Raw genomic sequence first — 23079 nt, forward strand, 5'->3', positions numbered from 1 at the left:
CGCGACATGGGCGGACAATCTGCCGTTATTTGCAGCGAAACGGATGAAAAAACGAAAAGTTTGGCTGATATCGTTTGGGCCATGCCCGACACATTGCCGGGTGATGAATGTCTGACTCCGCTGCTATACCAGATTCCATTGCAAATTTTTTCATACTCTTACGCACAAGCGGTAGGTGCGGTCATGTTGGGATTTGACGATAAAGCCAGAATGGAAGTAAATTTCAGACAAATCTTTGGCAGCTCGATCATCGCTTAAGGAGGGTTTCAAATGGTTGAACATTTCCAAGTTGCTATCATCGGTCATCTGACGGTGGATGACATCGTACTGCCCAATGGCAATACAAAGATTGGATCTCCGGGAGGGAATGTTCTCTACGCTGCTTTGGGAGCAAAAGCCTGGGGTGTCAACCCATTCGTCATCACATGCCAAGGGAGAGATTATCCTTTGGAAACGATGGACACGTTGATTGGTGCGGGAATTGATACGAGCCATATCATTCCTTTAAATGTTTCGTCTGTCCGACAGTGGGCTTTATATGATGTGAACGGCGGCAGAAAATATGTCCTCATCAACAAGGAAAGCAACTACCTAGACATATCGCCCCGTCCCCACATGATTCCCGATCAATCGATGGATAATATTCAGTTTGCACATATCGCCCCAATGCCTGCGATAATACAAGAGGAATGGGTTGAGTGGTTAACGTCCCGGGGGGTCCGATACATTTCTCTGGATCCGCATGAGGATTACATGTCGGATGATCTTCTATGGAAAAGAATACTGCCGCAGTTGACGATTTTTATGCCGTCAACTGTAGAGGTCGAGGCCATGTCTGGGGATTGTTTAGATACGTTGAAAGCAGCTCGACGAATTGCTCAAATGGGTCCCAGAATTGTGGTGATCAAGCAAGGGGCTCATGGCAGCCTAGTGTACGAAAGGGATACTGACTCTGCCACGTATATTTCTCCCATTACGGCCGCGGAAGTGGATCCGACCGGTTGCGGTGATTCCTATTGCGGAGGATTTTTAGCCGGAATGGTGTCTGGCGGTGACCCTGTTTTTGCGGCAAAATGGGGAAGTGTTTCTGCTTCATTTGTGCTTGAAGGGTATGGGCCATCTGCTGCTTATGAGGTTAGTCGCTCATTCGCTGAAGAACGATATAAGAATTATGAAGATATTACTTTATAGTAGGGGATGTTTATCATTAATAATTGGTATAAGTCTAAACCGTTAATTGGAATGATTGGATGTCCACCGCTGCCGGGTTCGGGCGCGTACACAGGTATGGAAAGGGAGAAATACATCGATTGTGTTCTTCAAGAAGCCCGTACGTTACAAGAAGGCGGCTTTGATGGAATGATGCTGCAAAATATCGGTGACCTTCCCGTCTCTAAAGAGGCAAGTGCTGAAACGATCGCCTGGATGTCTTCACTTGGGGCATTGATAAGGTCGGAAGTCAATATTCCGTTCGGAATCAGCCTTTTAGAGGACGATCCTGAACCAATTCTTGCGGTAGCCCACGCTGTTGGTGCTCAATTTGTCAGATTAAAAGTTTATGTTGGAGCGATGGTAGGACCTGACGGAATCGTGGAAGGTGTAGCCGCTCGTGTCCAACGTTACAGAAGAGCTCTTATGGCTCAGCATATTACGGTGTTTGCGGATGTTTTTGATCGAACCAGAATGCCTCTTGGTAATTTTACATTGGAAGAAATGGCGCATGAAGCTGTTTGGTTTGGGAAAGCGGAAGGTTTGGTCATTACTGGCCGAAATCTGCTTCAAAGCTTTGAATTTCACGAACGGGTAAAAACCGTGACTGATGTGCCGATCTGGATTGGCGGCGGAGTTGATGTGGACAACATCGAGCAGGTTATGGAAAAAACAGATGGTATGATTATCGGAACTTCTATCAAAAAAGGCGGCAAATTATTAGAAATGATTGATCTCGAGCGCGTAAAAAGGTTAGCGGATCTCAAGAGAAAGTTTAGTGTTTAGTAGGAAACGAGGCTTCGTGAATCCGAAAAGACGCAGCCTGTAGTAAAAGGCTGCGTCTATTTTATTATTGAAAAATCTTGATATATTTATGTGTACGTGTATGATATGAAAGAATGAAATCTTTGAGATGAGAGGATTTTTTATGTTGGAACCAATTAATAAGAACTATCGGATGTTTGAACAAATCATAACACGTATACATAACTATATCGTAACTAACCATTTACAGCCCGGAGATAAATTAATGACAGAAAGGGAAATGGCCGAATTGCTGCAGGTCAGCCGTTCATCGGTAAGAGAGGCGCTGAGAGTGCTAGAAATGATCGACTGTATACAGTCGAAACCGGGTGAAGGTACGATTCTAAAAAGTCCGGACCTTTCCAAAATGATAACAAGATTTCTTCCTTTCTTCTCCATCACGCCTGTGGCGGCAGTGGAATTCTTGGAGACTAGAAGAATCCTGGAAGGGGGAATTGCTAAACTGGCCGCTCAGAGACGTACTAGAAAAGATCTAAACCTGATGAAACAGTCTCTGGATTTGATGAATACTACTAGCGAATTAGAAGTTCAGACACAAGCGGACCTCAATTTCCATTTTTATATGGCGAATGCAGCTAAAAATAAAACGCTGTCTGATTTTCTCTTTGTCGTTTCGGATAACCTACGGCAAAATTTATATACGAATCGGCTTCGGTTCTATTCAATACCGGGGGTTTACAAAGAATTAAGTGAACAACATATGTCAATTTATCAAGCAATTAAAGACCAGGATCCGGAACGAGCACAGCGGGAACTGGAAAGCAAACTGGATTATACCATTGATGTTTTGAAAAAGGTTACAGAATCGGGACGTTGGCTTTAAGTAATATAACATAGGCCAAACGAACAGACAATTGTTCTTGCAGCTAGGAGGTGGTCTGTTGAAACAAATAATATGTATCTTTTCTGGCATCCTTGTGTTTTCTTTTGGGAATTTGCTTTTTGCGATTCCTAACCATATAACACCGGGAGGAATTACTGGATTAAGTAATGTATTTTATTATGCGCACGGTATGAACATCGGCTTATCTCTTTTTCTGCTAAATCTGCCGATATTTATTATTGCATGGCTAATATACAGAAAGCTAGTATACAGATCACTCCTAAGCATGTTCTTATGTTCAGTTCTTACTGGTGTTTTTCAAAGTATTGTTGTGCCGTGGGGCATTCATAACATCGTCATTGGATGTTTATTCGGTGGTACTCTTATGGGATTAGGACTCGGCATTATTGGCATTTCCGATTCAAGCCTAGGAGGTGGTACTCTAGTCGGTAAGTTATTGCAGCTTAAATATGGCTTTTCGTTTAGTTTAACCACTTTACTCTTTGATTCGCTCGTATATCCGATTTCTTTTTTTGTAATTGGCGCGAAGGAAACTTTTTTTTCCCTTCTTTTATCCATTTTCAGTGCATCAGGTATACGTTTGGTTTCTTGGGCATTAGCTAAAGCGAAGAGAAGAAAGGTTACGGAGAATGCGATAGGAGAGCTTGATATCCTAAGCCACAGTGACTGATGACCGGACCCGGTGATTTGAATAGTAACTAAGACAAGTTAAACAAAAATTACAATATATTAAGTTGGAAGAAGCCGCATACGGGTAGACGCAATATAATTTATCAATTAGGAGAAATGAATTCATGACTTGGCTAAAAGATATTATTGGAACGGAAAAAGCGATTATTGCAATGTGTCATTTTTTACCCCTTCCCGGGGATCCGTATTACGATAAAGAGAAAGGTATGGAATATGTAATAGAGATGGCCCGAAAAGATTTGCTGGCACTACAAGAAGGTGGAGTCGATGCCGTGTTATTTTCAAACGAATTCAGCCTTCCCTATTTAACGGATGTTAAAACCGAAACCGTGGCGGCTATGGCTCGAATTATCGGCGAGCTCATGTCGGATATCAAGGTTCCTTTTGGTGTTAATGTGTTGTGGGACGCAAAAAAATCACTGGACTTGGCTGCGGCCACCGGTGCCAAATTTGTGCGCGAAATTTTTAGCGGAGTTTACGCAAGCGATTTCGGATTGTGGAATACAAACGTCGGGGAGACCATCCGTCACCAACATCGAATCGGCGCAGGCAACGTTAAACTTATTTACAACATTGTCCCTGAGGCTGCCAGTTACCTAGCAGATCGTTCTATTGAAAGCATTGCAAAATCAACGGTTTTCAACAATCGCCCGGATGCGCTTTGCGTATCAGGGCTTACTGCAGGGTCCATAACGGATTCGCAAATTTTGAAGCTTGTTAAGAACACAGTTCCGGATACTGTGGTGCTGGCCAACACGGGCGTCAGATTGGAAAACCTTGAAGAACAGCTCTCCATCACCGATGGAGCCGTGGTTGGGACAACTTTCAAATATGAAGGCAAATTTGAAAACCATGTCGATATCAACCGTGTAAAAGCTTTTATGGATAAGGTAAAATCGTTCCGAAAACCATTGATTACAGTTTAATGCAAGGATGGACCACAAAGTCCAAAGGATACAGTTGGTGAAATATCTCAAGTAATGATTATAGATTTGAAATTAGAATAATAAACAGCCTATAATGAGCCCGATTATTTGTTAATTTGGTTCATTATTGGCTTTTTTGTTTATGAAAGATTTTATTTAAATCGGTAAACGCTTTCATTTAGAGGTGTTTAAAAGGAGGGGTCAAAAAATTTATACGACGAAAGAAATGTTCGGGTGTTAGACTGCGATGCAGAATGATGCATGGAAACCGGAATATAAATATTTAAAATGGAGGTTCGATCCGGCGCAGCCAGCCAGGCTTGGTGCTGACCCAGCACTCCGCTTGACGTGTTCGATTCTGACACGCGAAGGAATATATTCATTGCCCGAAGGACGTCGATTCGCCATCATGAGACAAGAGGGGATGAGGGAATGATCGAATGTTATCATAGTTACATTGACGGCAAATGGGTCCAAGCGGAAAGGAACTTTGCTGTGAAGAACCCGGCGACGGGCGAGATTATTGCCGAGGTAGATCAATGCGACGAAGAGCATATCGAACAAGCGGTCGCAGCGGCGCGAAGAGCTTATTCGGAATGGAACGCCCTGGGACCGGCAGGCCGGTCGGAACTTCTGCTCAAATGGTCAGAGATTTTGAAAGAACGCGCCGACGAATTTGCGAGACTGGAGACGTCGCAGACCGGGAAACCGATCATTATGACAGAGACGTTCGACATCCCCTTTTCCATTGATAATTTGCGGTTTTTCGGAGCCGCCGCCCGAATCATGCCAGGGATGGCGACGGCGGAGTACGTCCCTGGGCATCAAAGCTCGATACGCCGGGAACCGCTTGGCGTGGTGGGCTTGATCTCGCCTTGGAACTACCCGATGAACATGGCCGTATGGAAGCTGGGTCCTTCGCTGGCTGCGGGCAATACCGTCATCATCAAGCCGGCCAGCCTGACCCCGCTGACCACCATCGAGATGGCGAGAGCAGCACACGAGGCCGGTATTCCGCCAGGCGTGCTGAACGTGGTCACGGGACCGGGAAGCGTTATCGGAGAAGCGCTTGTAAAACATCCTGACGTGCGCATGATATCCATCACCGGGGATACGCAGACTGGCAAGAGAATCATGGTCCAGGCTGCCTCCACGGTGAAGAAGCTGCATTTGGAGCTGGGCGGTAAAGCGCCATTCGTGGTATTTGCGGACGCGGATATGGACGCAGCGATCCAAGGAGCGGCTATGGGCGGATTCATCAATTCTGGTCAGGATTGCACGGCGGCCACGCGGTTGTACGTGGAATCTTCCATCTATGAGGAGTTTTTGTCAAAGTTGGCCGAGCGCGTGACACGGATTCGCGTGGGGCTCCCGATGGACCCGGGCACGGAAATGGGTTCTTTGATCTCGCATGAACATCGTGATAGGGTGGATGGATTCGTGCAGCGGGCTATCCTCACTGGAGCGAAGGTGGCAGTCGGCGGCTGCCGGCCAGATGCGCCCGAGCTGGCTGACGGAGCCTATTATATGCCGACAGTAGTCTACGATGTGAAACAAGATTCGGAGATCGTTCAGGAGGAAATATTCGGACCGGTATTGGTCGTGCTTCCTTTCGAAGGCGAGGAGGAGGCGCTTAGGCTGGCAAACGACACGATCTACGGACTTGCTTCGTCGGTTTGGACGAGGGACGTGTTCAAGGCGAACCGAATGTCTGCGGGCATTCAAGCCGGTACGGTATGGATCAACGATCATATCACCATCGTCTCGGAAATGCCGCACGGTGGCTTCAAGCAGAGCGGCTTCGGCAAAGATATGTCGCTTTACGCATTAGAAGACTATACGCAAATCAAGCACGTGATGGCCGATCTGACCGGCCGGGTCTATAAAGACTGGCATTATATGAAGTGATGTTTGCTAGCCTAGACCCGCCGCAGCTTCCAAAATATTATAGGTCGATGGGGTTGTCATGGAGCCACAAATTTCGGATTTTCCGTCAAGTGGACAATGAAAAAGCTTAATTATGATGCGGCCGTTTTCCGGTATTCAACCGGGGAACGGTCGCTTAGTCTTTTCTGGAACCTGCTGTAATTGTAAAATTCAGTTACCGGCGAACAAGGAACCACAACCAATTAATTCAAGAGGGTTCTAATAGAAGTCCTTACTCATCCAGAAGAGCTGTCCAAGAGTAGTTTTAACTACTGTGGAGCAGTTCTTCTTTTTCGCTGTTTTCTGGTATCATGTCGAATACTTCACTAATCTTGAAATTGCGATGTAGGTTATAAATGACTATCCATAGACAGGGTCTATGGCCTATGTCAAATATATTAATTACTTGAATGGGGTGATTTCGTATTATAGTGGAACTACGAATTAATACCACATTAAATTTATTCGTAACTGGGAGGAGTAACCATGAGACACTATTATAGTTCTAATAAAGCTCATATTTTCTGGGATGAAGTGGTAGAATCCGTTGTGATTAGCTGGAATTCCTTTGCCAATGGGAACGAGTTCCGCGAACCTTTAGATAAAATGATTGAATTGGCAGTCATAAAGAAGGCTAAAAAAGCCTTATTTGATAGCAGTCACATATTGGTCTTAGCAGAAGACACGAAATGGTTGTCTGAACAGTGGCTTCCAAGACTCTTGAATGCCGGCATTAAATATACGGCGACTGTTAATCCAACGAGATCAGATACAAACAGCGGCATTAAGAATACAACTACCGGAAAAGATACAACAAAATTGCTTCACCATGAATTTATGGATATACAAAAAGCAGTAGCATGGTTATCGGGAATAGCAGCGTGAAATTCATTATACATTAGCGTCACGAAAGGTGGAGAAGATTTTGGAGCGAGAGTTAGCATTAGAGATTGTACGCGTAACGGAAAAGGCCGCATTGGAATCCGCGCCTTGGATAGGCAGAGGAGATAAGGTCAACGCAGACGAAGCTGCTACTTCAGCGATGCGGAAGATGTTTGACTCCGTATCGATTAAGGGAACAGTCGTGATCGGAGAAGGGGAAATGGACGAGGCACCGATGTTGTATATCGGCGAAAAGTTAGGCATTCAACAGGGACAGGAAGTTGATGTAGCGGTTGATCCATTGGAAGGGACTACGCTGGTTTCAAGCGGTTTGGGCAATGCCTTGTCCGTCATCGCGATAGCCAAAAAAGGCAATTTGCTGCATGCCCCTGATATGTACATGGAGAAGCTTGCCGTTGGTCCTGCTTTAGCAGGAAGGCTTAATGTACTCGACCCCATTGAGGTAACGTTATCTAAAGCTGCGGAGGTTTTGCAGAAGAAAGTTTCCGAATTAAGCGTCATGGTGCTTGAACGAGAAAGACATCAGCCATTGATTCAAGCTTTACGGGATAGCGGTGTGAGAATTAAGCTTCTTTCGGACGGTGATGTCGCGGGCGCCATTGCTCCCGCGCTGTCGGAAACGGGGATTGATTTATATCTTGGCTCGGGAGGTGCGCCTGAGGGCGTATTGGCAGCTGCAGCCTTGAAATGCTTAGGCGGTGAATTTCAAGGCAGATTAATGCCGGAAAATCCAGCCCAATTTGATCGATGCGTCGCCATGGGGCTTGATAATCCGCTTAAAGTGTTATCCATGGAAGACTTAGTGGGAAACGATGACGTGATCTTTGCCGCGACCGGCGTGACTAACGGAGAATTTCTGGGAGGCGTGAGATATCTGTCTAACCAACAAGCGGAGACGCATTCCGTGGTCATGCGCGCCCAAACCAGAACGATTCGTTTTATTAAAACCATCCATTATCTGCCGATGTTCACGAAAAACAATTTGGCTTGATAATAATGTATAATCAGGGCTTTTAATAGACCTTGGATACGATGATCCTATTGGGAGGGCTGCCGCTTAGAAGTCTTAATGTGATTTTAATTACCTATAATTATAAAAAGGGACTCCGATAATTTGGAGTCCTTATATTGTATCTTGAGAGAAGAATTCATATTGTTAAAAAATCGTAGTGCTCTTTTGTGAATGGCCGGTGGCGTTATCGTCCTGCTTTGAAATAGTTTTGACGGTATTCCTTCGGCGTCATCCGGTAGCTGCGCTGGAACAGCTTCGTGAAATATTTTACGTCGGTGTAGCCAATTTGTTGGCTGATTTCATACTGCTTCAATTCCGCATTTTTCAACAGTTCACATGCTTTTTCCATTCTCAGCTGCGTTAAGTATGAAACGAAGGTTTCACCCGTAATTTGTTTGAAGATTTGTCCAAAATAATGCGGCGTCAAAAAATGCCGATTGGCGACATCGTTTAATGTAATGGTCGTATTCAAGTTACCCTTGATAAAAACAATGGCGAGATCAACTAACTTTTCGTGATATGTTTTCGGAATCTCCCGCTCGTTTGCCATGGCGACAACGGGTTCCTCTGTTTTGGACAGTTCCCTCGTTTCGTCAAGAATCTCATCAACAATGCCAAACAGCTCATCCGTATCGATCGGCTTGAGCACATACCCTTTCGCTTTATATTTCAACGCAAAACGGGCATAGTGGAACTGTTCATGCCCACTGATTAAAATGACGGAAACCTTCGGATTACACACATAAATCGATTGCAGCAGCTCGAGTCCGTCCATATCGGGCATTTGAATATCGGTGATGACGATATCAATAGTGTGGCGATCCATCCATTCCAGCGCCTGTTTGCCGTTCGATGCGGTGCCAATGACGTGGATTTGTTTGTCGTTCCATTCGTCCAAACTGCTTAAACTGGTAGCGACCAGCCTTTCATCATCCACAATAAGTAAATTCCTGAAGTGACTCATTCGGATTCAGCCTCCTTGGCAGCAGTAATTGTACTGTCGTTCCCGCATTCGTGGAACTGTCGATTGTAATACCGTAGGGCGATCCATAGTACATGCGGATACGCGATTGGACATTGTACAATCCGACTTTATTCCAGTATTTAGTCAACATTTCAGCGTGCTCGAGCTGTTGACGAATTTGCTCCAGAATGGTTTGAGGAATGCCGACTCCGTTATCTTTAACCGTAATGAGCAGATCGTCGTCCTGCGTACTTCCCGTTATTTCTATAATCCCTTGATTTCCCCCGGCTTCAAAACCATGAATGATGGCGTTCTCCACAATAGGCTGCAGAATCCATTTGATCGTATACAGGTTAAGCAAACGTTCGTCAAACTGAATCGAGAAATGAAACTCGTTTTCCTTCATTCTCAGTTTGTTGATATGCAGATAATATTCGGTATATTTGATTTCATTTTCGATAGGCACAAATTCATGAAACGACGAGATGCTGAAGCGGAGCAGCTTACCCAATAAGACGATCTGTTTGCTGATCTCATGTTGTTTATTGGATCTGGCGAGGGCATTAATGGATTCAAGCGCGTTGTATAAGAAATGGGGTTTGATTTGCGCCTGCAATGCGGAAATTTCCGCAGATCTTTTTTCCCGTTCCCGCGTATATAAGGTTTCGATCAAATTTTGGATATGACGGATCATCCGGTTAAAGCCCAGTCCAAGCTGGCCAATCTCATCCTTGGATATAACGGAAGCCCGCGGGTTCAAATCCCCGTTTTCGACCTGCCTCATCAATCGAAGCAGTTTCATAATGGGATGCGTAATACGGTACGAAAGATACATGGAGGCAAGCAGACATATCAATGTGCTAACCAGCAGAAGAACGAAAATAATCCGCCGGTATATCGTAATGCTGGAATACAGCTTCTCCTGCGAGAAATACGATACGTTGGTCCAGCCGGTTAACGGATCGGTTTTATAAAACATCCTATAATATTGACCGTCGGTCAATTCAATCATGTCTGGCTTTCCGGGATATTGCCCGGTGTACAGCTCCGAAAGCGCTGTACTTTTCTGAGGATATAAGACTTTGCCTTTGTGGTCCAAGATCAATGTACCCGAACCGTTATCGTTCTTCCCGCCAAACAATGAATCCAGAACATCGACTGGAACATCGATAATCAGAATGCCCTGAGAATTGGCTGTCGGGTTCCAAAATCGTTGTACGAACGAAAAGACCATTTTCCCGCCGTCTCTTAAAGCATAGCCGCGTGTATGGGGAGATGTAATAAAAGGCTTGTCTCCTATTTTCAACTCGTCGGGCATCCATTCGTAGGCAAGAAAATCCCGTTCGCCCCTGTTCAACGAATATCCGTAAAAATAAACGAGATTATGGCTGTTGATCAAAGTGATTCCCACATTTTCCGGTCGGATCGTCTGCAGCCCGTCCACAATCGGATCCAACTTCATAAAGGACTGATAATACTTTTCATCGATCTCCTGGATGCCGAGAAAATTGGAAAACAGGAGATTAGTTTGGATAATATGCTCCATCCGCTGCAGATCGTCAAAAAATCGATTTAACGTATTGAGCTTTTGTTCCATCTCGTTTTCCGCATGAATATCAAGCTCCATATTAATCGCTTTGCTCGAATGTCTGTAGCTTAACCAACCCGTTAACAGTAGTGGAATGATGGAGACCAAAACAAAGGATACAAGCAGTTTGGAAAATAAGATATTGCTCCTCATCGCAAATCCCCTTACACATTTTTTAGCTGAAAATCCGATCTTTATCAGTAAATGTGAGAATTGTGTTAAATATAGTTACAAAGAGAAAGTGAATGTATTGAAAATATATTTCAACCCTTTTCAATTGTCAAATTTAATTTCTGCAAAAAAACGCCTAATATGACCGTTTCGACCTTTTGTCCACCTTTTACCCCTTTTTGTCCCATTGGCGAAAGGTGTCATACAGGATAACATTTAACTATCAACGTTGATACATTTATGACAGCTAAAGTAACATTATGTTTTGGTGATTTCAATTCATGGGAGGTTCCAGGCTATGAGGTCAATCTCAAAAGTGAACATGTGGGTCTGTATCTCGATGCTTCTTGCGCTTGCCGTTACAGGCTGCTCCGCACCTACAGCCTCAAGTGGCGGCGGGCAAGCGGCCGCACTGGCAGCCAATGCTGCAGGATTGAAGTCCGGAGGGAATGGCGAGCCTCAAATGCTCTCTGTCCTAATTAAACCATTCGCCAACGATGTGGAAAAGGCGCATTGGAACACGATCGTCAAAGCTTTCGAAGACAAGAACAAAGACATTAAGGTGCAATTTGCTACCGGCGACGTTTCTGTGGAGTCAGGAAAACTGACGACGATGCTTAATTCCGGTGTAACGCCTCCTGACACGATTATGATCAACGCGGGACCTGCCCGGGTCGGCGTATTGTCCAAAGCGAACCTGATTATCCCAATGGACGATATTTACAAGAAATATAACTGGCAGGACAAGCTGAACCCTTTTGCCTACAACTTGGTCAGTTTCAGCGGGAAAATTTACGAACTGCCGCATGGGATCGATTACAATTCTATCGGTTTTAACAAAGATATTTTCCAAAAGGTTGGAGCTAAATTACCGACAACGCCGGAAGAATTTTATACCTCAATGGATCAAATGAAGAAGGCCGGATACGTCCCGATAGCGCTTGGCACCCGTGTCGGTTTCGGAATTTCGGGATTGTACGGTCAAATGCTTGAAGCGGTTGCCGGAACGGAGGCAGTCGAAGGTCTCTTTTTCGGAGATAGCAAATGGACCGATCCTCCGTTTCTCAAAACGACTGAGCTGTTGAAGGAATGGGCGGATAAGGGCGTTATTACCAAGGAAGCGGTCTCTCTTTCATTCGACGATCAAAAGGCTATATTTATCCAAAAGAAAGCCACAATGACGCAAGTCTCCAACTACCATATCGGTGATTTTATCGCCGCAAATGTGCTTGATACCGTTGGGATAACGCCGTTTCCGGTGTTCACTCCGGGGCTGCAGCCAAAGCCGACAGGCGGAATAGGTTTTTCATGGGTCATCCCGGTCGGAGCCAAACATAAAGATTTAGCAGAAAAATGGTTGAATTTTATCGTTGACGATTACACGGATATCAGCTATAAGGATCCGAACTACAATAACATTCCGGCGACGAAAAGAGCGCTTGAAATTACGCCGGCGGGACCGATTTTGGCTGAAATGGTAAAAGGCATCAAGCAGGGTGTCGGTTATCATCCGACACTTTTCATAGGACCTGAAGCTAAGAATGCTTTTCTGCAAAATCTGCCGGGTGTCATTACTGGGCTTGTGACGCCTCAGCAGGCGATGGAAAATATTCAGGCGGGCAAAATGAAAGATATCGAGGCAGGTTATAAGTTGAAAAAATAATGAAATTCAGCTGATCATCCGCAGCAGAACAGGAGGGAGAAAAAAATATGAACAAAACACGAAAGATACGAAATGGGCTTGTCGTTTTCTCCTTCTTGTCTCCGGCTGTACTGCTCTATGGGTTGTTTATGATCTATCCGATCGGGGAAGCGGTCAGGCTTAGTCTCTTTGATTGGAACGGTGCGGCCACGTCAATGAATTTCATCGGACTCGATAATTACATCATGACGATGAAGGATCCGTTTTTCGTCAAATCGCTGCAGCATAATGTCGTATGGCTTGGTCTGGATCTGGTCTTACTGGTCGTTCCCGTGCTCGTGCTTGCCGTCATGATCGGAAAAGTGAGAAAAGGAATGCTGTTTTTCCGAGCGGGTTATTATTTGCCCGCCGTCCTTTCCCTTCCTGTCGTCAGCGTACTGTGGGGAAAAATTTACGATCCTTTCATTGGCCCCATCAATCTTTTCCTGCGAACAATCGGTTTGGGACAATTCGCATTGAATTGGTTGGGCGACTCGTGGTTAGTGCTTCCGGCGATTATTGTGGCAGGAGCTTGGAGTTCATACGGCTTGTTTATGATTTTGTTTTTGGCGGGATTGCAAAATATCGACTATGCGTTATATGAGTCGGCTGAAATCGACGGGGCGGGTCCTGCCGTGAAATTTTGGCACATCACCATTCCTTCCCTGCGAAACACCATGAATCTCATCATTAGTCTCGTCATCATATACGGATTCAAAAGCTTTGCATTGGTCTGGATCATGACGCAGGGGGGACCTTATTACTCAAGCGAGCTTGTGGCCTCTTATGTATATAAAGCAGCGTTTATCATGAATAAAGTCAGCTACGGTTCCGCCGGCAGCATCATACTTGCCTTGATAGTCGTCGTTTTGACGATTTTGTTCAACTCGAAACGGGATAAGGGGGCTGCGTAGCATGCCGATACGGAGAATGGGAACGCAAGGAATGCTCTGGACAGTACTGTTCATTATTCTGCTTATCGTTGTTGCGCCAATCCTTTGGGTATTACTCGGCAGCTTCAAAACGAATACGGAAATCTTCGGAAATCCGTTTTCACTGCCCTCCTCATGGAATTGGGACAATTTATACAGCGCTTGGAATCTCGCCAATTTTAAAACATTTATCTGGAACAGCGCGGTTACTACCTCCAGCGGGATGCTGATCGTTCTGCTTGTTGCCTGTCCGGCCGGATACGCACTTTCTCATCTTAAATTTAAAGGGCGGCAGCTTTGGTTTTATTTCTTCTTGTTGGGTATGGCTATACCGGTGCAATCTATCATTATCCCGATCTTCTACCAACTGAAATCGATGGGACTGGTAAACACCTTAAAAGGCGTGACTCTCGTATCCGCCGCACTGGCCCTGCCGTTCGCTGTATTTTTAATGAGGAACAGCTTTAGGGATGTTCCGTGGGAAATCCGCGAAGCCGCGCTTGTTGACGGGGCAAGCGAATGGCGGTTGTATTTGACAATCATGCTCCCGATGGCTAAACCCGGCGTCGTCACCTTGATGGTGTACACCTTTATGCAAATCTGGAACGATTTTATGCTGCCGCTCGTGCTGCTGGTCAACAACGACAAATTTACGGTTGCACTGGGGTTGTATTCGTTAAACCAGGAGTACTCCACGCAGTACGGTATCGTATTCGGCGGCACTTTGATCAGCATGGTTCCGAGTATTATCATTTATGTTCTTTTTCAAAGGCACTTCATTTCCGGAATGGCTTCAGGATCGGTCAAATGATCAACAATTGAATGATAGGATGGTGTTAAACATGAAAAACGCGAACGATTATTGGTTTAATTTCGAATATACGAACAAAATAAAGGTCGGTTTTATCGGCTGCGGCGGGCACGCTTACCGGAATGTATACCCTACTTTCGATTACGCTCCGATCGATCTCGTGGCGGTATGCGATCTGCAGCTGGAACGCGCTGAAGCGTATAAGACCCGGTTTGGCGCCCAAAGAGCCTACACGGATTATAAGGAAATGTTAAAGAATGAAAAACTGGACGCAGTGTTCATGGTACTGAACTATGATAAAAACGATCACCCGCTTTATTCAAGATTTGTACCGGATATTCTTGCTGCGGGACTTCCGGTTTGGATCGAGAAGCCGCTCGCCTATACGGCCGAAGAAGGAGAAAGGCTGCTGGAGCTTGAGGCTAAATCCGGTCAATTTGTGCAGGTTGCCAACAAGAGGTATTTCTACCCGACGTACGTAAAAGCCAAGCAGATCGCCGATAGCGAAGCGTTCGGGGAAACCGTATCCTCTTCGTTCCGATATCCTCTCACCCTGTCGCGTTATCGCGAAGATATCGGGACCAGGATTTTCTCAAGCCAAGAAATGGAGCATACGGCGCTGAAATGGTTTTTAGATATTTGCCACCCGATGTCGGCAATCCATTTGATCATGGGCGATGTGAAGGAAATGCTGTTTACGGATCATCAGCCAAGCGGTAACGTGCAGACGATTTTTAAATTCAAATCGGGAGCCATCGGCTCGCTGCATTTGACGGCTACACAATCGCCGCTTGCGCCTATTGAACGTGCCGAATTTATCGGAAGCAACCTCCAAAATGTCGTCGTAGACAACGGGATGAGGCTCATTTATTACAAAGGCTCTAAAGGCAGCAGCACGACCTTCAACAGCGGCGCAACGTATATCGGCGACGATCCTGCGGACGGCCCAGTTATTTGGGAGCCAGAGTTTTCACTCGCCCAATTATATAATAAAAACTTGTTTTTGCAGGGCATGGTGCAAAGCGTTACCCAATTCGCCAACGCTGTCATGGAAGGTAAAAAAATCGAGAAATCGACACTGGCCGACGCCGTTCACTTGACGAAAATTTTCGATGCTTATAAGCAGCGTTCCGATCAATGGATCACAATCGACTAAATGAAGGGAGAGGTAGAGCTATGATACTTAGTACCATAACGGATATGTTATTTATCGATTCCTTTGAAGAAGCGCTCCGGACGACGAAGGAATTAGGGTTCGATTACATCGATGTGCGGGATAAGTTGGACGGAGATACCGTGGATTCCATCAGCGTAGAAAAAGCGCGCGAGCTGAAAAAACGGATCGACGCATACGGTTTGAAAACGTGTGTTCTCGTTTCCAGAATGATCAATCCGGTCTATCTGAAATACGACAAAAACGACGACAAGCATCATGCCCACACATTGGACTTAATAGCCAATTTGTGTGATCTCGCCGATGCGCTCGGAGCCAAATACATCCGCTGCAACCCTTTGTACAGACCGGCCGATTACCACTTGCTTTCCGGGCAAGAACAAGAGGAGCAGCAAAAACATAATGCGGCTGTTATGTTCGGTATGGGAGAGATGGCCAAGAGCAGGGATAAAATCATCCTTATCGAGAACGAGCCGCCTTCTATTGCGAATAAAGCAGAGGAATTGGGTTGGCTGGCGAAGCTGACAAATCATCCGAATGTTCGAATTAATTGGGATATTTTGAACGAATGGCGCGCCGGTATTTATCCGACATTGAATTCTTATCAGCATGTGAAAGGATTGTTGGGCGGGGCGCATTTGAAAGGGGCATATCGGGTATCGGGCTCGCAAAGCGCTGACAATCCGCACGGCTTGTTTCGAAACTATGGCATTCCCGACCAGGACAACTTTGATCACAAGCCAGTCCTGAAAGCAATTGCCCAATATGACCCGCAAGCCGTTATGACGATCGATACGCATTTTCATAATTTGGATGAAGAGGATCGGAAAATCGGACCAGTCGAAGTGATGCGCCGTTCAAAACTATTTTTTGAACGTATGCTCTATTAGAATAAGGTTAACGAAAAAAATTGAGGAGGATTATATGACTATTCAAAACCCGTTTATAGGAACCTGGAGATTAATTTCATATGAAGAAAGAACTGCCGATGGCAAAGTATATTATCCAACGGGTCCGGATGCAACAGGCTACATCATGTATAATGCTGACGGTTTTATGAGTGTGGCTATTATGGCGGCAAACCGGCATAACTTTGCTTCAGGCGATCCTGCAAAGGGCACTCCCGAAGAATTGGCCGCAGCAGCAGCATATCTTTCCTATGCAGGTAAATATGAAGTGATGGATAACCTTGTTATTCATCATGTTGAAATCTCTTTTTTTCCTAACTTGGCAGGAAACACTAGGGAACGTACAGCTGAGTTTAACGAAAATATACTTATCTTATCTTCACCCCCTTATGAAGTTAATGGCGTGATGCAAACTTCAGTAATCACATGGAAACGCGTTTAATAACGTGCCGAATTTATCGGAAGAAGCCTCCTAAATCTCGTCATAGACAAAGGGATGATGGATCACAATTGACTAAATGAAGGGAGAGGTAGAGCTATGATACTTAGTACCATTACGGATATGTTATTTATCGATTCCTTTGAAGAAGCGCTCCGGACGACGAAGGAGTTAGGGTTTGATTACATCGATGTGCGGGATAAGTTGGACGGAGATACCGTGGATTCCATCAGCGTAGAAAAAGCGCGCGAGCTGAAAATACGGATTGATCACTACGGCTTGAAAACGTGCGTGATCGTGTCAAGAATGGTCAATCCGGTCGCAATGACCGGCCCGAACAAATATGATAAATACGACGACAAGCATCCTGCCCATACATTGGATGTGATCAACAATTTGTGCGATGTAGCCGATGCGTTAGACGCCAAATATATTCGAGGCAATCCTTTGTACAGGCCGGTCAACTATCACTTGCTTTCCGCGCAGGAACAAGAGGAGCAGCAAAAGCATAACGCGGCTGTCATGTTCGGGATGGGGGAGCTGGCCAAAAGCCGGGATAAAATCATCCTTATCGAGAACGAGCCGCCTTCACTGGCCAATAAAGCCGAGGAATTGGGATGGCTGATGAGGCTGACGAACCATCCGAACATACGAATCAATTGGGATATTGTCAACGAATGGCGCGCCGGCATCTATCCGACGCTCGAGTCTTATGAGTATCTGAAAGGATTACTGGGCGGCACGCATTTGAAAGGGGCTTACCGGGTATATGGCTCGCAAAGCGCCGATAATCCATCCGGCTTGTACCGCAACTTCGGCATTCCCGATCAGGATGACTTCGATCATGAGCCGCTCCTGAAGGCAATTGCCCAATATGACCCGCAAGCGGTCATGTCGATCGACACGCATTTTCACCATCTGGATGAAGAGGATCAAAAAATCGGACCGGTCGAAGTGATGCGCCGTTCAAAAGTATTATTTGAACGTATGCTGACTTAAACATAGGCGGCATCATATTAATCGAGTCAAATGGCTTTTAAAGTGTTTGAAAAGACGGAAACATTAATTATTAATGAAGTGCACCCCTTAGAATGGACATTGGAATAAACCTCCGGTTTATCTGATGAAATTCTAGGGGATTTTTTTATAAACAAATCATTGGTCAATATCATGCAAATAATGATTAAGATCAACCAAAGATCGTAGTGAACAGTTTTTGTAAGATGTTCATATACCAATAAAATTCATGATGAAAGCTGGTATTAACTTGTGATTGCTATTGTTCAGAAAGCAGCGCAGGATCCTCAGTCTTGTGTTCGATAATCTATCATCATTAGGTTGTCTTTTCTGTTAAACGTGTAATATGAAGCATAAAATATGACATTAAGTTGCAACCCTCACCCAATTTGAATCTTTTTTGTTAACTATATTGACATAATGATAGGTGTGTTTTATATTATCATTAAATCTGAAACATCAGACATCATATATCAGAAAAAGAGGTAGGTGAGCAAATGGAGGATGTAGTCGTGAAAGGAGTCCGCAAAAAGACAGTTCAAAAAAAAAGTGTTTTGAAACTTATCTCAAGGGATAAGTATTTGCTCCTTTTTCTGCTTCCCGTAGTGGTTCATCTGTTCATCTTCTCTTATTTGCCTATTCTCGGGATTTCCGTTGCGTTTAGGGATTACCGGATTGGAGATCCGTTCCTGGCTTGGGGCAGTGACGCTAAATGGGTCGGCTTGAAACATTTTATTGAATTTGTGAATTCCATGTATTTTGTCAGGATTCTGAGAAACACCTTTTTCTTAAGCGCGTTATTCCTCATTTTTGGTTTCTGGGTTCCGATCGTGTTTTCGATCTTTCTAAACGAAATACGGCATTCGTTATACAAAAAAGTCATTCAGACCATGACGTTTATGCCGCACTTCATTTCAACCGTGGTGATTGTGGGAATCGTGGTCAATTTTGTTTCAATTGATGGAATTGTAAACAGTATCATTCAATTATTTGGAGGTAACAGAGAACAATTACTGAACAATCCCCAGTACTTCCGCGTCATTTTCATAGTCTCCACCATATGGCAAACGTTCGGATGGGGTTCGCTGTTATATTTGGCAGCCATCGCGGGAATCGATCCCGGTCAATATGAATCAGCAAGAATGGACGGTGCAAACCGTTGGAAGCAGGCGATTCACATCACTTTGCCTGGCATTACGCCTACCATCGTGATTCTTCTTCTTTTCACAGTCGGGAGGATACTGAGCACGGACACTGATAAAGTGCTGTTGATGTATAACCCGTCCATCTATGAAACCGCAGATGTCATTGGAACTTATACATACCGTACAGGATTGCTAGAAGGAAGTTTCAGCTATGCGTCAGCGATCGGTTTCTTTTCTGCAGTTGTCAATTTTATACTTTTGATATTCGCAAACAGTATCAGCAGGAGATATACAGAATACGGATTATGGTAGGAGGTGCTGATTGTTGTCTCGTCTGACCGGAAAACGCGGAATATCAAGAGGCTCGAAAACTACGGATGTTATCATTTATTTGATTGTTGGAGTTGCCGCTTTTACGACAATATATCCTTTTATTTACGTGATCAGCATGTCGATAAGCGACCCAAGCGAAACTCTGAAACATACCATTTGGTTTCTGCCGAAGGGATTTAGCGATGACGCTTATGTAAGAGTTTTGCACAATTCGTACTTATGGCGTTCTTTCGGAAATTCTGTTTTTTATGTGGCGGCAGGCACGGCGCTCAATCTTATAATGTCTGTACTCGCGGCTTATCCGTTGGCAAAAAAACAGCTCGTGGCGCGAAAATATTTCGTCATCTATTTAATTATTCCAATGTTTTTCAGTGGCGGATTGGTGCCCACCTTCCTTGTGGTCAATAAATTGGGGATGTACGATACCGTATGGGCGGTTATCATTCCCGGAATCGTCACCATATGGAACATTATTCTGGTCCGGACTTATTTTATGACCTTGCCTTATTCCTTGCAAGAATCGGCTTATATGGACGGCGCAGGCGATCGGACGATCCTGTTTAAAATCATGCTGCCCCTTTCAAAGCCAATTCTGGCTGTAATTGTTCTTTATTGTGCGGTGGATATATGGAACAGCTGGTTTAACGCGCTCATTTTTCTTCCTTCAAAAGAACTCCATCCTTTGCAGCTTTTTCTTGCCCGGGTTCTTATTTTTGCTTCAGGCGATTTTAAAACGTTCAGTAGTTTAAGCCTAGCAGATGTCCAAAAAAATATGGCAACGCAAGTCCAGTTGAAATACGCCGTCATCGTGATCAGCACAGTGCCCATCATGATGATCTTCCCTTTCTTGCAAAAATACTTTATTAAAGGGGCATTGATAGGCTCTTTAAAAGAATAACCGGCATTTTGACTCCTCGTTGTATGTTAAATATGTTTATGATCTCATAACTGATGCATCACGCATCATAAATTCTACATATCCTTTAACTCTGAGAGAAAAGGCGGAATCAGAAATGAACAAAAAAATGACGGCAATTCTGGCATCATTATTGATTATCTCCGTGTTATTGCTGGCAGCTTGTTCGAAAAGCAGTCAGGACGGCAATCAAGCGGGGGAAACGAATACACCGGCAACTAATTCGGAGGCAACAAATTCAGAAACAACTCCGGATCAATCACAAGGCGCACCAGTTAAATTTTCGTTTATGACACAAGACAGCTGGGATCTTAACTTCCCAATTTCTAATGGATTACCGGTGTTGGAAGAATTTGAAAAACGGACCAATGTCGATATTGAATGGGTCACAGCCGCTCCAGGCGAACAATACACAACCCTTCAGAAAACGAGAATGGCCTCGAACATTGATCTGCCATGCCTGGTGAACTTGCAGTCGTTCACGGAATCTGAGCTACTCAACCTCGTAGATCAAGGTACGATCATCCCGTGGGACGATTTGATTGAAAAGTACGGTCCTAATATCAAGAAAAATTTGATCGAAGGCTATCCCGATTTATACAAGACGATGATTGCGCCGGACGGAAAATTGTATTGGATGAGGTCGGTTGCGGGTGGCCCGATGAGCTTCTTGACGCCTGTCGTGCGTACGGATTGGATGGAAAAGGCTGGAATTACAAAAGTTGACACAACCGATGATTTCCACAATATGCTGAAAAAGTTTCAGGAGATCGATGCGAACGGAAACGGCAAAAAAGATGAAGTGTTTATCGATTACCAGGACGGATTGTTGAGATTGTCCGAATCTTTCGGAGTCAAGGGTTTAACGAGCCAAGCAGAAGGTTCATTCAGTTTGGGCGAAGATGGAAAGGTCGTGAACGCATGGGTAACGGATGGAACTAAACAATGGTTGGCATGGGTATCGCAAATGTATAAAGAAGGGCTGATTGATCCGCAAATCTTCAACCTGCAGCCCGAGGATTTTGTGGCCAAAGTCAATTCCAATACGATGTCCGCCATGCAGCATGCCCCTTACTACGGAAATTATCTGGTCCAGGGAATGTCGGACGCAGGGATAAAGGGAGCGAACTATAAGGGTATCATGCCGCTGGCAGGACCGGACGGGAAACGCTCCATCTTATTGAATCCGATCGCGCTTTATGGCTACTATGCAATTACCAGCACCTGCAAAGCTCCCGAAGCTGTTGTCAAGTATATCGATTTCATTTTTTCGGATGAAGGCCAATTGATCTTGAATAACGGCGTAGAAGGAACGGATTGGGTCAGAAAAACTGACGGAACGATCGATAATTCGATGTTTTTGGAAAAGAGCAAGAGTGATCCGTTATATAAAACCAAAACAGGTGTAGGCCACTCGAGTCTTCTGAAGCTTGAAATCAATGATTACGACGGGTACAATAGATTATTTTCTTATCTTACACCTTATGGATGGGATTTTGATTATACAAAGAAATTATGGGAGGATGTGCAGCAATATAAATACGACCCTCTCAGACTTTCGCCTCCTACTCCCGAGGAAGTAAAAGAGTTTGATTCCGTACCGAAAGATCTGTGGATTTATATGAATGAAATGGCCCAGAAATTTGTGACGGGCAAGGAACCGCTGGATAATTGGGATGCGTTTGTGGCGAAAACCAAAGAATTAGGACTTGATAAAGCAACTGCAGTCATGCAAAAACGAAGCGACAGATATAAATCCTTAACTTAGTTGAAGCAATAATCAGAGGCGTCATTCAAGCATGCCGCCTCTGATATGGAATTATGAAAGGGGAGACGGGGAAAATATGAGGATCATTAACATACCGACGAATTATTACCAACAGTTTGATGCCGATTATTCTCTAGATGTGCCGGGAGAAGGGTATGGAGGGTGGAAAAAAGCCAGACTGGAGTTGGATCTAGATCATACCGCGGTTGTGGTGATGCACGCAATGGATTACGGTACCAAGGAACAGGTTCCCGGTCTGTTCAATGCTTGTCAATATATTCCCAATGCTTATCGAGTGGGACAGGATATTTTTCCCGGATTGCTGGGCGCGATAAGAAATTCGGATCTCAAGCTTTTCCATGTTGTATCCGGCGGTTCCTATTATCAAGATCTACCGGGCTACAAAAAAATGCTTGAAGTGGTTCCGAACGATAAAAAACTGGAGCAAATTGCGCCGGATCCCGTTTACACCCGTTTAAAGGAATTCAAAAGGGATTATGGTTTTCCGGGAAAGCATAATTTGCCTTCGTATGATGTTTATGAAAAAATTGGCAAATTTCCGGCCGAGGCAGTGCCCGAAGATGATGAAGAGATTTTCGAGAATGAGGATCAATTATTTGAAGTATGCAAGAAATATGAGATCAATCATTTGATTTATGTGGGATTTAATGTGAACTGGTGCATGCAATTTTCTCCGGGAGGCATAATGCATATCAGCAAGAGGGGGATCCTTTGTTCTACCATACGTCAAGCGGTAACGGCGGTAGAAAACAAGGAAACCGCCCGGAACGAACTGGGCAAGGAACAGGCTCTCTGGACGATTGCGGTAGGTTTTGGGTTGATCTATGATTTGGAGGATTTTGTAACAGCCATCACTCCAAAAGTGAAAGCGTGACA

At 44.7% G+C, this 23079-nt stretch carries 22 protein-coding genes; 20 read left to right on the forward strand and 2 right to left on the reverse strand.

Annotated elements, in window-relative coordinates; genetic code table 11:
- The 9 genes from ACFPYJ_RS15565 to glpX form a co-directional block, all read left to right on the forward strand.
- The coding region (locus ACFPYJ_RS15565; RefSeq protein WP_379189075.1) for a hypothetical protein at window positions 1-258 on the forward strand (258 nt) is incomplete at its 5' end.
- 12 nt (window positions 259-270) lie between these two features.
- The gene (locus tag ACFPYJ_RS15570) at window positions 271-1191 is read left to right on the forward strand and encodes a carbohydrate kinase family protein (protein WP_379189076.1); all 921 of its coding nucleotides are present in this window, start codon (window positions 271-273) and stop codon (window positions 1189-1191) included.
- A gap of 6 nt (window positions 1192-1197) precedes the next feature.
- Complete coding sequence (locus ACFPYJ_RS15575; RefSeq protein WP_379189078.1) at window positions 1198-1995, forward strand: BtpA/SgcQ family protein; 798 nt, start codon at window positions 1198-1200, stop codon at window positions 1993-1995.
- 142 nt (window positions 1996-2137) lie between these two features.
- On the forward strand, window positions 2138-2857 hold the full coding sequence (locus ACFPYJ_RS15580) for a FadR/GntR family transcriptional regulator (RefSeq protein ID WP_379189079.1): 720 nt from the start codon (window positions 2138-2140) through the stop codon (window positions 2855-2857).
- A 58-nt stretch (window positions 2858-2915) separates the two neighbouring features.
- Window positions 2916-3548: a YitT family protein gene (locus ACFPYJ_RS15585; protein ID WP_379189080.1), complete on the forward strand. Its 633-nt coding sequence runs from the start codon at window positions 2916-2918 to the stop codon at window positions 3546-3548.
- Between the two features lie 124 nt (window positions 3549-3672).
- Window positions 3673-4494 carry a BtpA/SgcQ family protein gene (locus ACFPYJ_RS15590; RefSeq protein ID WP_379189081.1) on the forward strand — a complete coding sequence of 274 codons (822 nt, stop codon included), beginning with the start codon at window positions 3673-3675 and terminating at the stop codon, window positions 4492-4494.
- A 432-nt stretch (window positions 4495-4926) separates the two neighbouring features.
- Entirely contained in the window at window positions 4927-6402 is a 1476-nt protein-coding gene (locus tag ACFPYJ_RS15595) for a gamma-aminobutyraldehyde dehydrogenase (protein WP_379189082.1), read from the forward strand.
- A 504-nt stretch (window positions 6403-6906) separates the two neighbouring features.
- Entirely contained in the window at window positions 6907-7305 is a 399-nt protein-coding gene (locus ACFPYJ_RS15600; protein WP_379189083.1) for a hypothetical protein, read from the forward strand.
- A gap of 40 nt (window positions 7306-7345) precedes the next feature.
- Window positions 7346-8314 (forward strand): class II fructose-bisphosphatase, encoded by a 969-nt coding sequence (gene glpX / locus ACFPYJ_RS15605; RefSeq protein WP_379189084.1) that lies wholly within the window; start codon window positions 7346-7348, stop codon window positions 8312-8314.
- A 205-nt stretch (window positions 8315-8519) separates the two neighbouring features.
- Here the strand turns inward: glpX and ACFPYJ_RS15610 are convergent, their stop codons facing one another.
- Together ACFPYJ_RS15610 and ACFPYJ_RS15615 are read right to left on the reverse strand one after the other, a co-directional pair.
- A complete protein-coding gene (locus tag ACFPYJ_RS15610) occupies window positions 8520-9299 on the reverse strand; it encodes a response regulator transcription factor (protein ID WP_379189085.1) in 780 nt (259 codons plus the stop codon).
- Window positions 9265-11040, reverse strand: coding sequence for a cache domain-containing sensor histidine kinase (locus ACFPYJ_RS15615; RefSeq protein ID WP_379189086.1), 1776 nt, complete (start codon window positions 11038-11040; stop codon window positions 9265-9267). The genes ACFPYJ_RS15610 and ACFPYJ_RS15615 overlap by 35 nt, the downstream gene beginning before the upstream one ends.
- 316 nt (window positions 11041-11356) lie before the next feature.
- On the opposite strand from ACFPYJ_RS15615, the gene ACFPYJ_RS15620 reads away from it, so the two are divergent.
- The 11 genes from ACFPYJ_RS15620 to ACFPYJ_RS15670 all read left to right on the forward strand — a co-directional run bounded on the left by ACFPYJ_RS15620 (window position 11357) and on the right by ACFPYJ_RS15670 (window position 23077).
- Window positions 11357-12721, forward strand: coding sequence for an ABC transporter substrate-binding protein (locus ACFPYJ_RS15620; RefSeq protein WP_379189087.1), 1365 nt, complete (start codon window positions 11357-11359; stop codon window positions 12719-12721).
- Window positions 12722-12768: 47 nt separating this feature from the next.
- Window positions 12769-13653: a carbohydrate ABC transporter permease gene (locus ACFPYJ_RS15625; RefSeq protein WP_379189088.1), complete on the forward strand. Its 885-nt coding sequence runs from the start codon at window positions 12769-12771 to the stop codon at window positions 13651-13653.
- Window position 13654: 1 nt separating this feature from the next.
- A complete protein-coding gene (locus ACFPYJ_RS15630; protein WP_379189089.1) occupies window positions 13655-14482 on the forward strand; it encodes a carbohydrate ABC transporter permease in 828 nt (275 codons plus the stop codon).
- A 31-nt stretch (window positions 14483-14513) separates the two neighbouring features.
- Window positions 14514-15638 (forward strand): Gfo/Idh/MocA family protein, encoded by a 1125-nt coding sequence (locus ACFPYJ_RS15635; RefSeq protein WP_379189090.1) that lies wholly within the window; start codon window positions 14514-14516, stop codon window positions 15636-15638.
- Window positions 15639-15658: 20 nt separating this feature from the next.
- Window positions 15659-16546, forward strand: a complete 888-nt coding sequence (locus tag ACFPYJ_RS15640; RefSeq protein ID WP_379189091.1) for a sugar phosphate isomerase/epimerase family protein — start codon at window positions 15659-15661, stop codon at window positions 16544-16546.
- Window positions 16547-16580: 34 nt separating this feature from the next.
- Window positions 16581-17006 (forward strand): lipocalin-like domain-containing protein, encoded by a 426-nt coding sequence (locus ACFPYJ_RS15645; protein WP_379189092.1) that lies wholly within the window; start codon window positions 16581-16583, stop codon window positions 17004-17006.
- A 96-nt stretch (window positions 17007-17102) separates the two neighbouring features.
- Complete coding sequence (locus ACFPYJ_RS15650; RefSeq protein WP_379189093.1) at window positions 17103-18002, forward strand: sugar phosphate isomerase/epimerase family protein; 900 nt, start codon at window positions 17103-17105, stop codon at window positions 18000-18002.
- 515 nt (window positions 18003-18517) lie between these two features.
- Window positions 18518-19477 carry an ABC transporter permease gene (locus tag ACFPYJ_RS15655; protein ID WP_379189094.1) on the forward strand — a complete coding sequence of 320 codons (960 nt, stop codon included), beginning with the start codon at window positions 18518-18520 and terminating at the stop codon, window positions 19475-19477.
- A 79-nt stretch (window positions 19478-19556) separates the two neighbouring features.
- Window positions 19557-20396, forward strand: a complete 840-nt coding sequence (locus tag ACFPYJ_RS15660) for a carbohydrate ABC transporter permease (RefSeq protein WP_379189095.1) — start codon at window positions 19557-19559, stop codon at window positions 20394-20396.
- A gap of 115 nt (window positions 20397-20511) precedes the next feature.
- The gene (locus tag ACFPYJ_RS15665) at window positions 20512-22182 is read left to right on the forward strand and encodes an extracellular solute-binding protein (RefSeq protein ID WP_379189096.1); all 1671 of its coding nucleotides are present in this window, start codon (window positions 20512-20514) and stop codon (window positions 22180-22182) included.
- A gap of 76 nt (window positions 22183-22258) precedes the next feature.
- Complete coding sequence (locus ACFPYJ_RS15670) at window positions 22259-23077, forward strand: hypothetical protein (RefSeq protein ID WP_379189097.1); 819 nt, start codon at window positions 22259-22261, stop codon at window positions 23075-23077.
- Window positions 23078-23079 lie beyond the last annotated feature (2 nt).

This window comes from Paenibacillus solisilvae (assembly GCF_042656405.1).
In the GTDB taxonomy this organism is placed as follows: domain Bacteria; phylum Bacillota; class Bacilli; order Paenibacillales; family Paenibacillaceae; genus Paenibacillus_Z; species Paenibacillus_Z solisilvae.

What these genes read in the sequence shown, in the direction of transcription:
- ACFPYJ_RS15570 (WP_379189076.1), top strand. Translation starts at nt 271, where the DNA reads ATGGTTGAACATTTCCAAGTTGCTATCATCGGTCATCTGACGGTGGAT.
- ACFPYJ_RS15575 (WP_379189078.1), top strand. Translation starts at nt 1,198, where the DNA reads ATGTTTATCATTAATAATTGGTATAAGTCTAAACCGTTAATTGGAATG.
- ACFPYJ_RS15580 (WP_379189079.1), top strand. Translation starts at nt 2,138, where the DNA reads ATGTTGGAACCAATTAATAAGAACTATCGGATGTTTGAACAAATCATA.
- ACFPYJ_RS15590 (WP_379189081.1), top strand. Translation starts at nt 3,673, where the DNA reads ATGACTTGGCTAAAAGATATTATTGGAACGGAAAAAGCGATTATTGCA.
- ACFPYJ_RS15595 (WP_379189082.1), top strand. Translation starts at nt 4,927, where the DNA reads ATGATCGAATGTTATCATAGTTACATTGACGGCAAATGGGTCCAAGCG.
- ACFPYJ_RS15600 (WP_379189083.1), top strand. Translation starts at nt 6,907, where the DNA reads ATGAGACACTATTATAGTTCTAATAAAGCTCATATTTTCTGGGATGAA.
- ACFPYJ_RS15610 (WP_379189085.1), bottom strand. Translation starts at nt 9,299, where the DNA reads ATGAGTCACTTCAGGAATTTACTTATTGTGGATGATGAAAGGCTGGTC.
- ACFPYJ_RS15615 (WP_379189086.1), bottom strand. Translation starts at nt 11,040, where the DNA reads ATGAGGAGCAATATCTTATTTTCCAAACTGCTTGTATCCTTTGTTTTG.
- ACFPYJ_RS15620 (WP_379189087.1), top strand. Translation starts at nt 11,357, where the DNA reads ATGAGGTCAATCTCAAAAGTGAACATGTGGGTCTGTATCTCGATGCTT.
- ACFPYJ_RS15625 (WP_379189088.1), top strand. Translation starts at nt 12,769, where the DNA reads ATGAACAAAACACGAAAGATACGAAATGGGCTTGTCGTTTTCTCCTTC.
- ACFPYJ_RS15630 (WP_379189089.1), top strand. Translation starts at nt 13,655, where the DNA reads ATGCCGATACGGAGAATGGGAACGCAAGGAATGCTCTGGACAGTACTG.
- ACFPYJ_RS15635 (WP_379189090.1), top strand. Translation starts at nt 14,514, where the DNA reads ATGAAAAACGCGAACGATTATTGGTTTAATTTCGAATATACGAACAAA.
- ACFPYJ_RS15640 (WP_379189091.1), top strand. Translation starts at nt 15,659, where the DNA reads ATGATACTTAGTACCATAACGGATATGTTATTTATCGATTCCTTTGAA.
- ACFPYJ_RS15645 (WP_379189092.1), top strand. Translation starts at nt 16,581, where the DNA reads ATGACTATTCAAAACCCGTTTATAGGAACCTGGAGATTAATTTCATAT.
- ACFPYJ_RS15650 (WP_379189093.1), top strand. Translation starts at nt 17,103, where the DNA reads ATGATACTTAGTACCATTACGGATATGTTATTTATCGATTCCTTTGAA.
- ACFPYJ_RS15655 (WP_379189094.1), top strand. Translation starts at nt 18,518, where the DNA reads ATGGAGGATGTAGTCGTGAAAGGAGTCCGCAAAAAGACAGTTCAAAAA.
- ACFPYJ_RS15665 (WP_379189096.1), top strand. Translation starts at nt 20,512, where the DNA reads ATGAACAAAAAAATGACGGCAATTCTGGCATCATTATTGATTATCTCC.
- ACFPYJ_RS15670 (WP_379189097.1), top strand. Translation starts at nt 22,259, where the DNA reads ATGAGGATCATTAACATACCGACGAATTATTACCAACAGTTTGATGCC.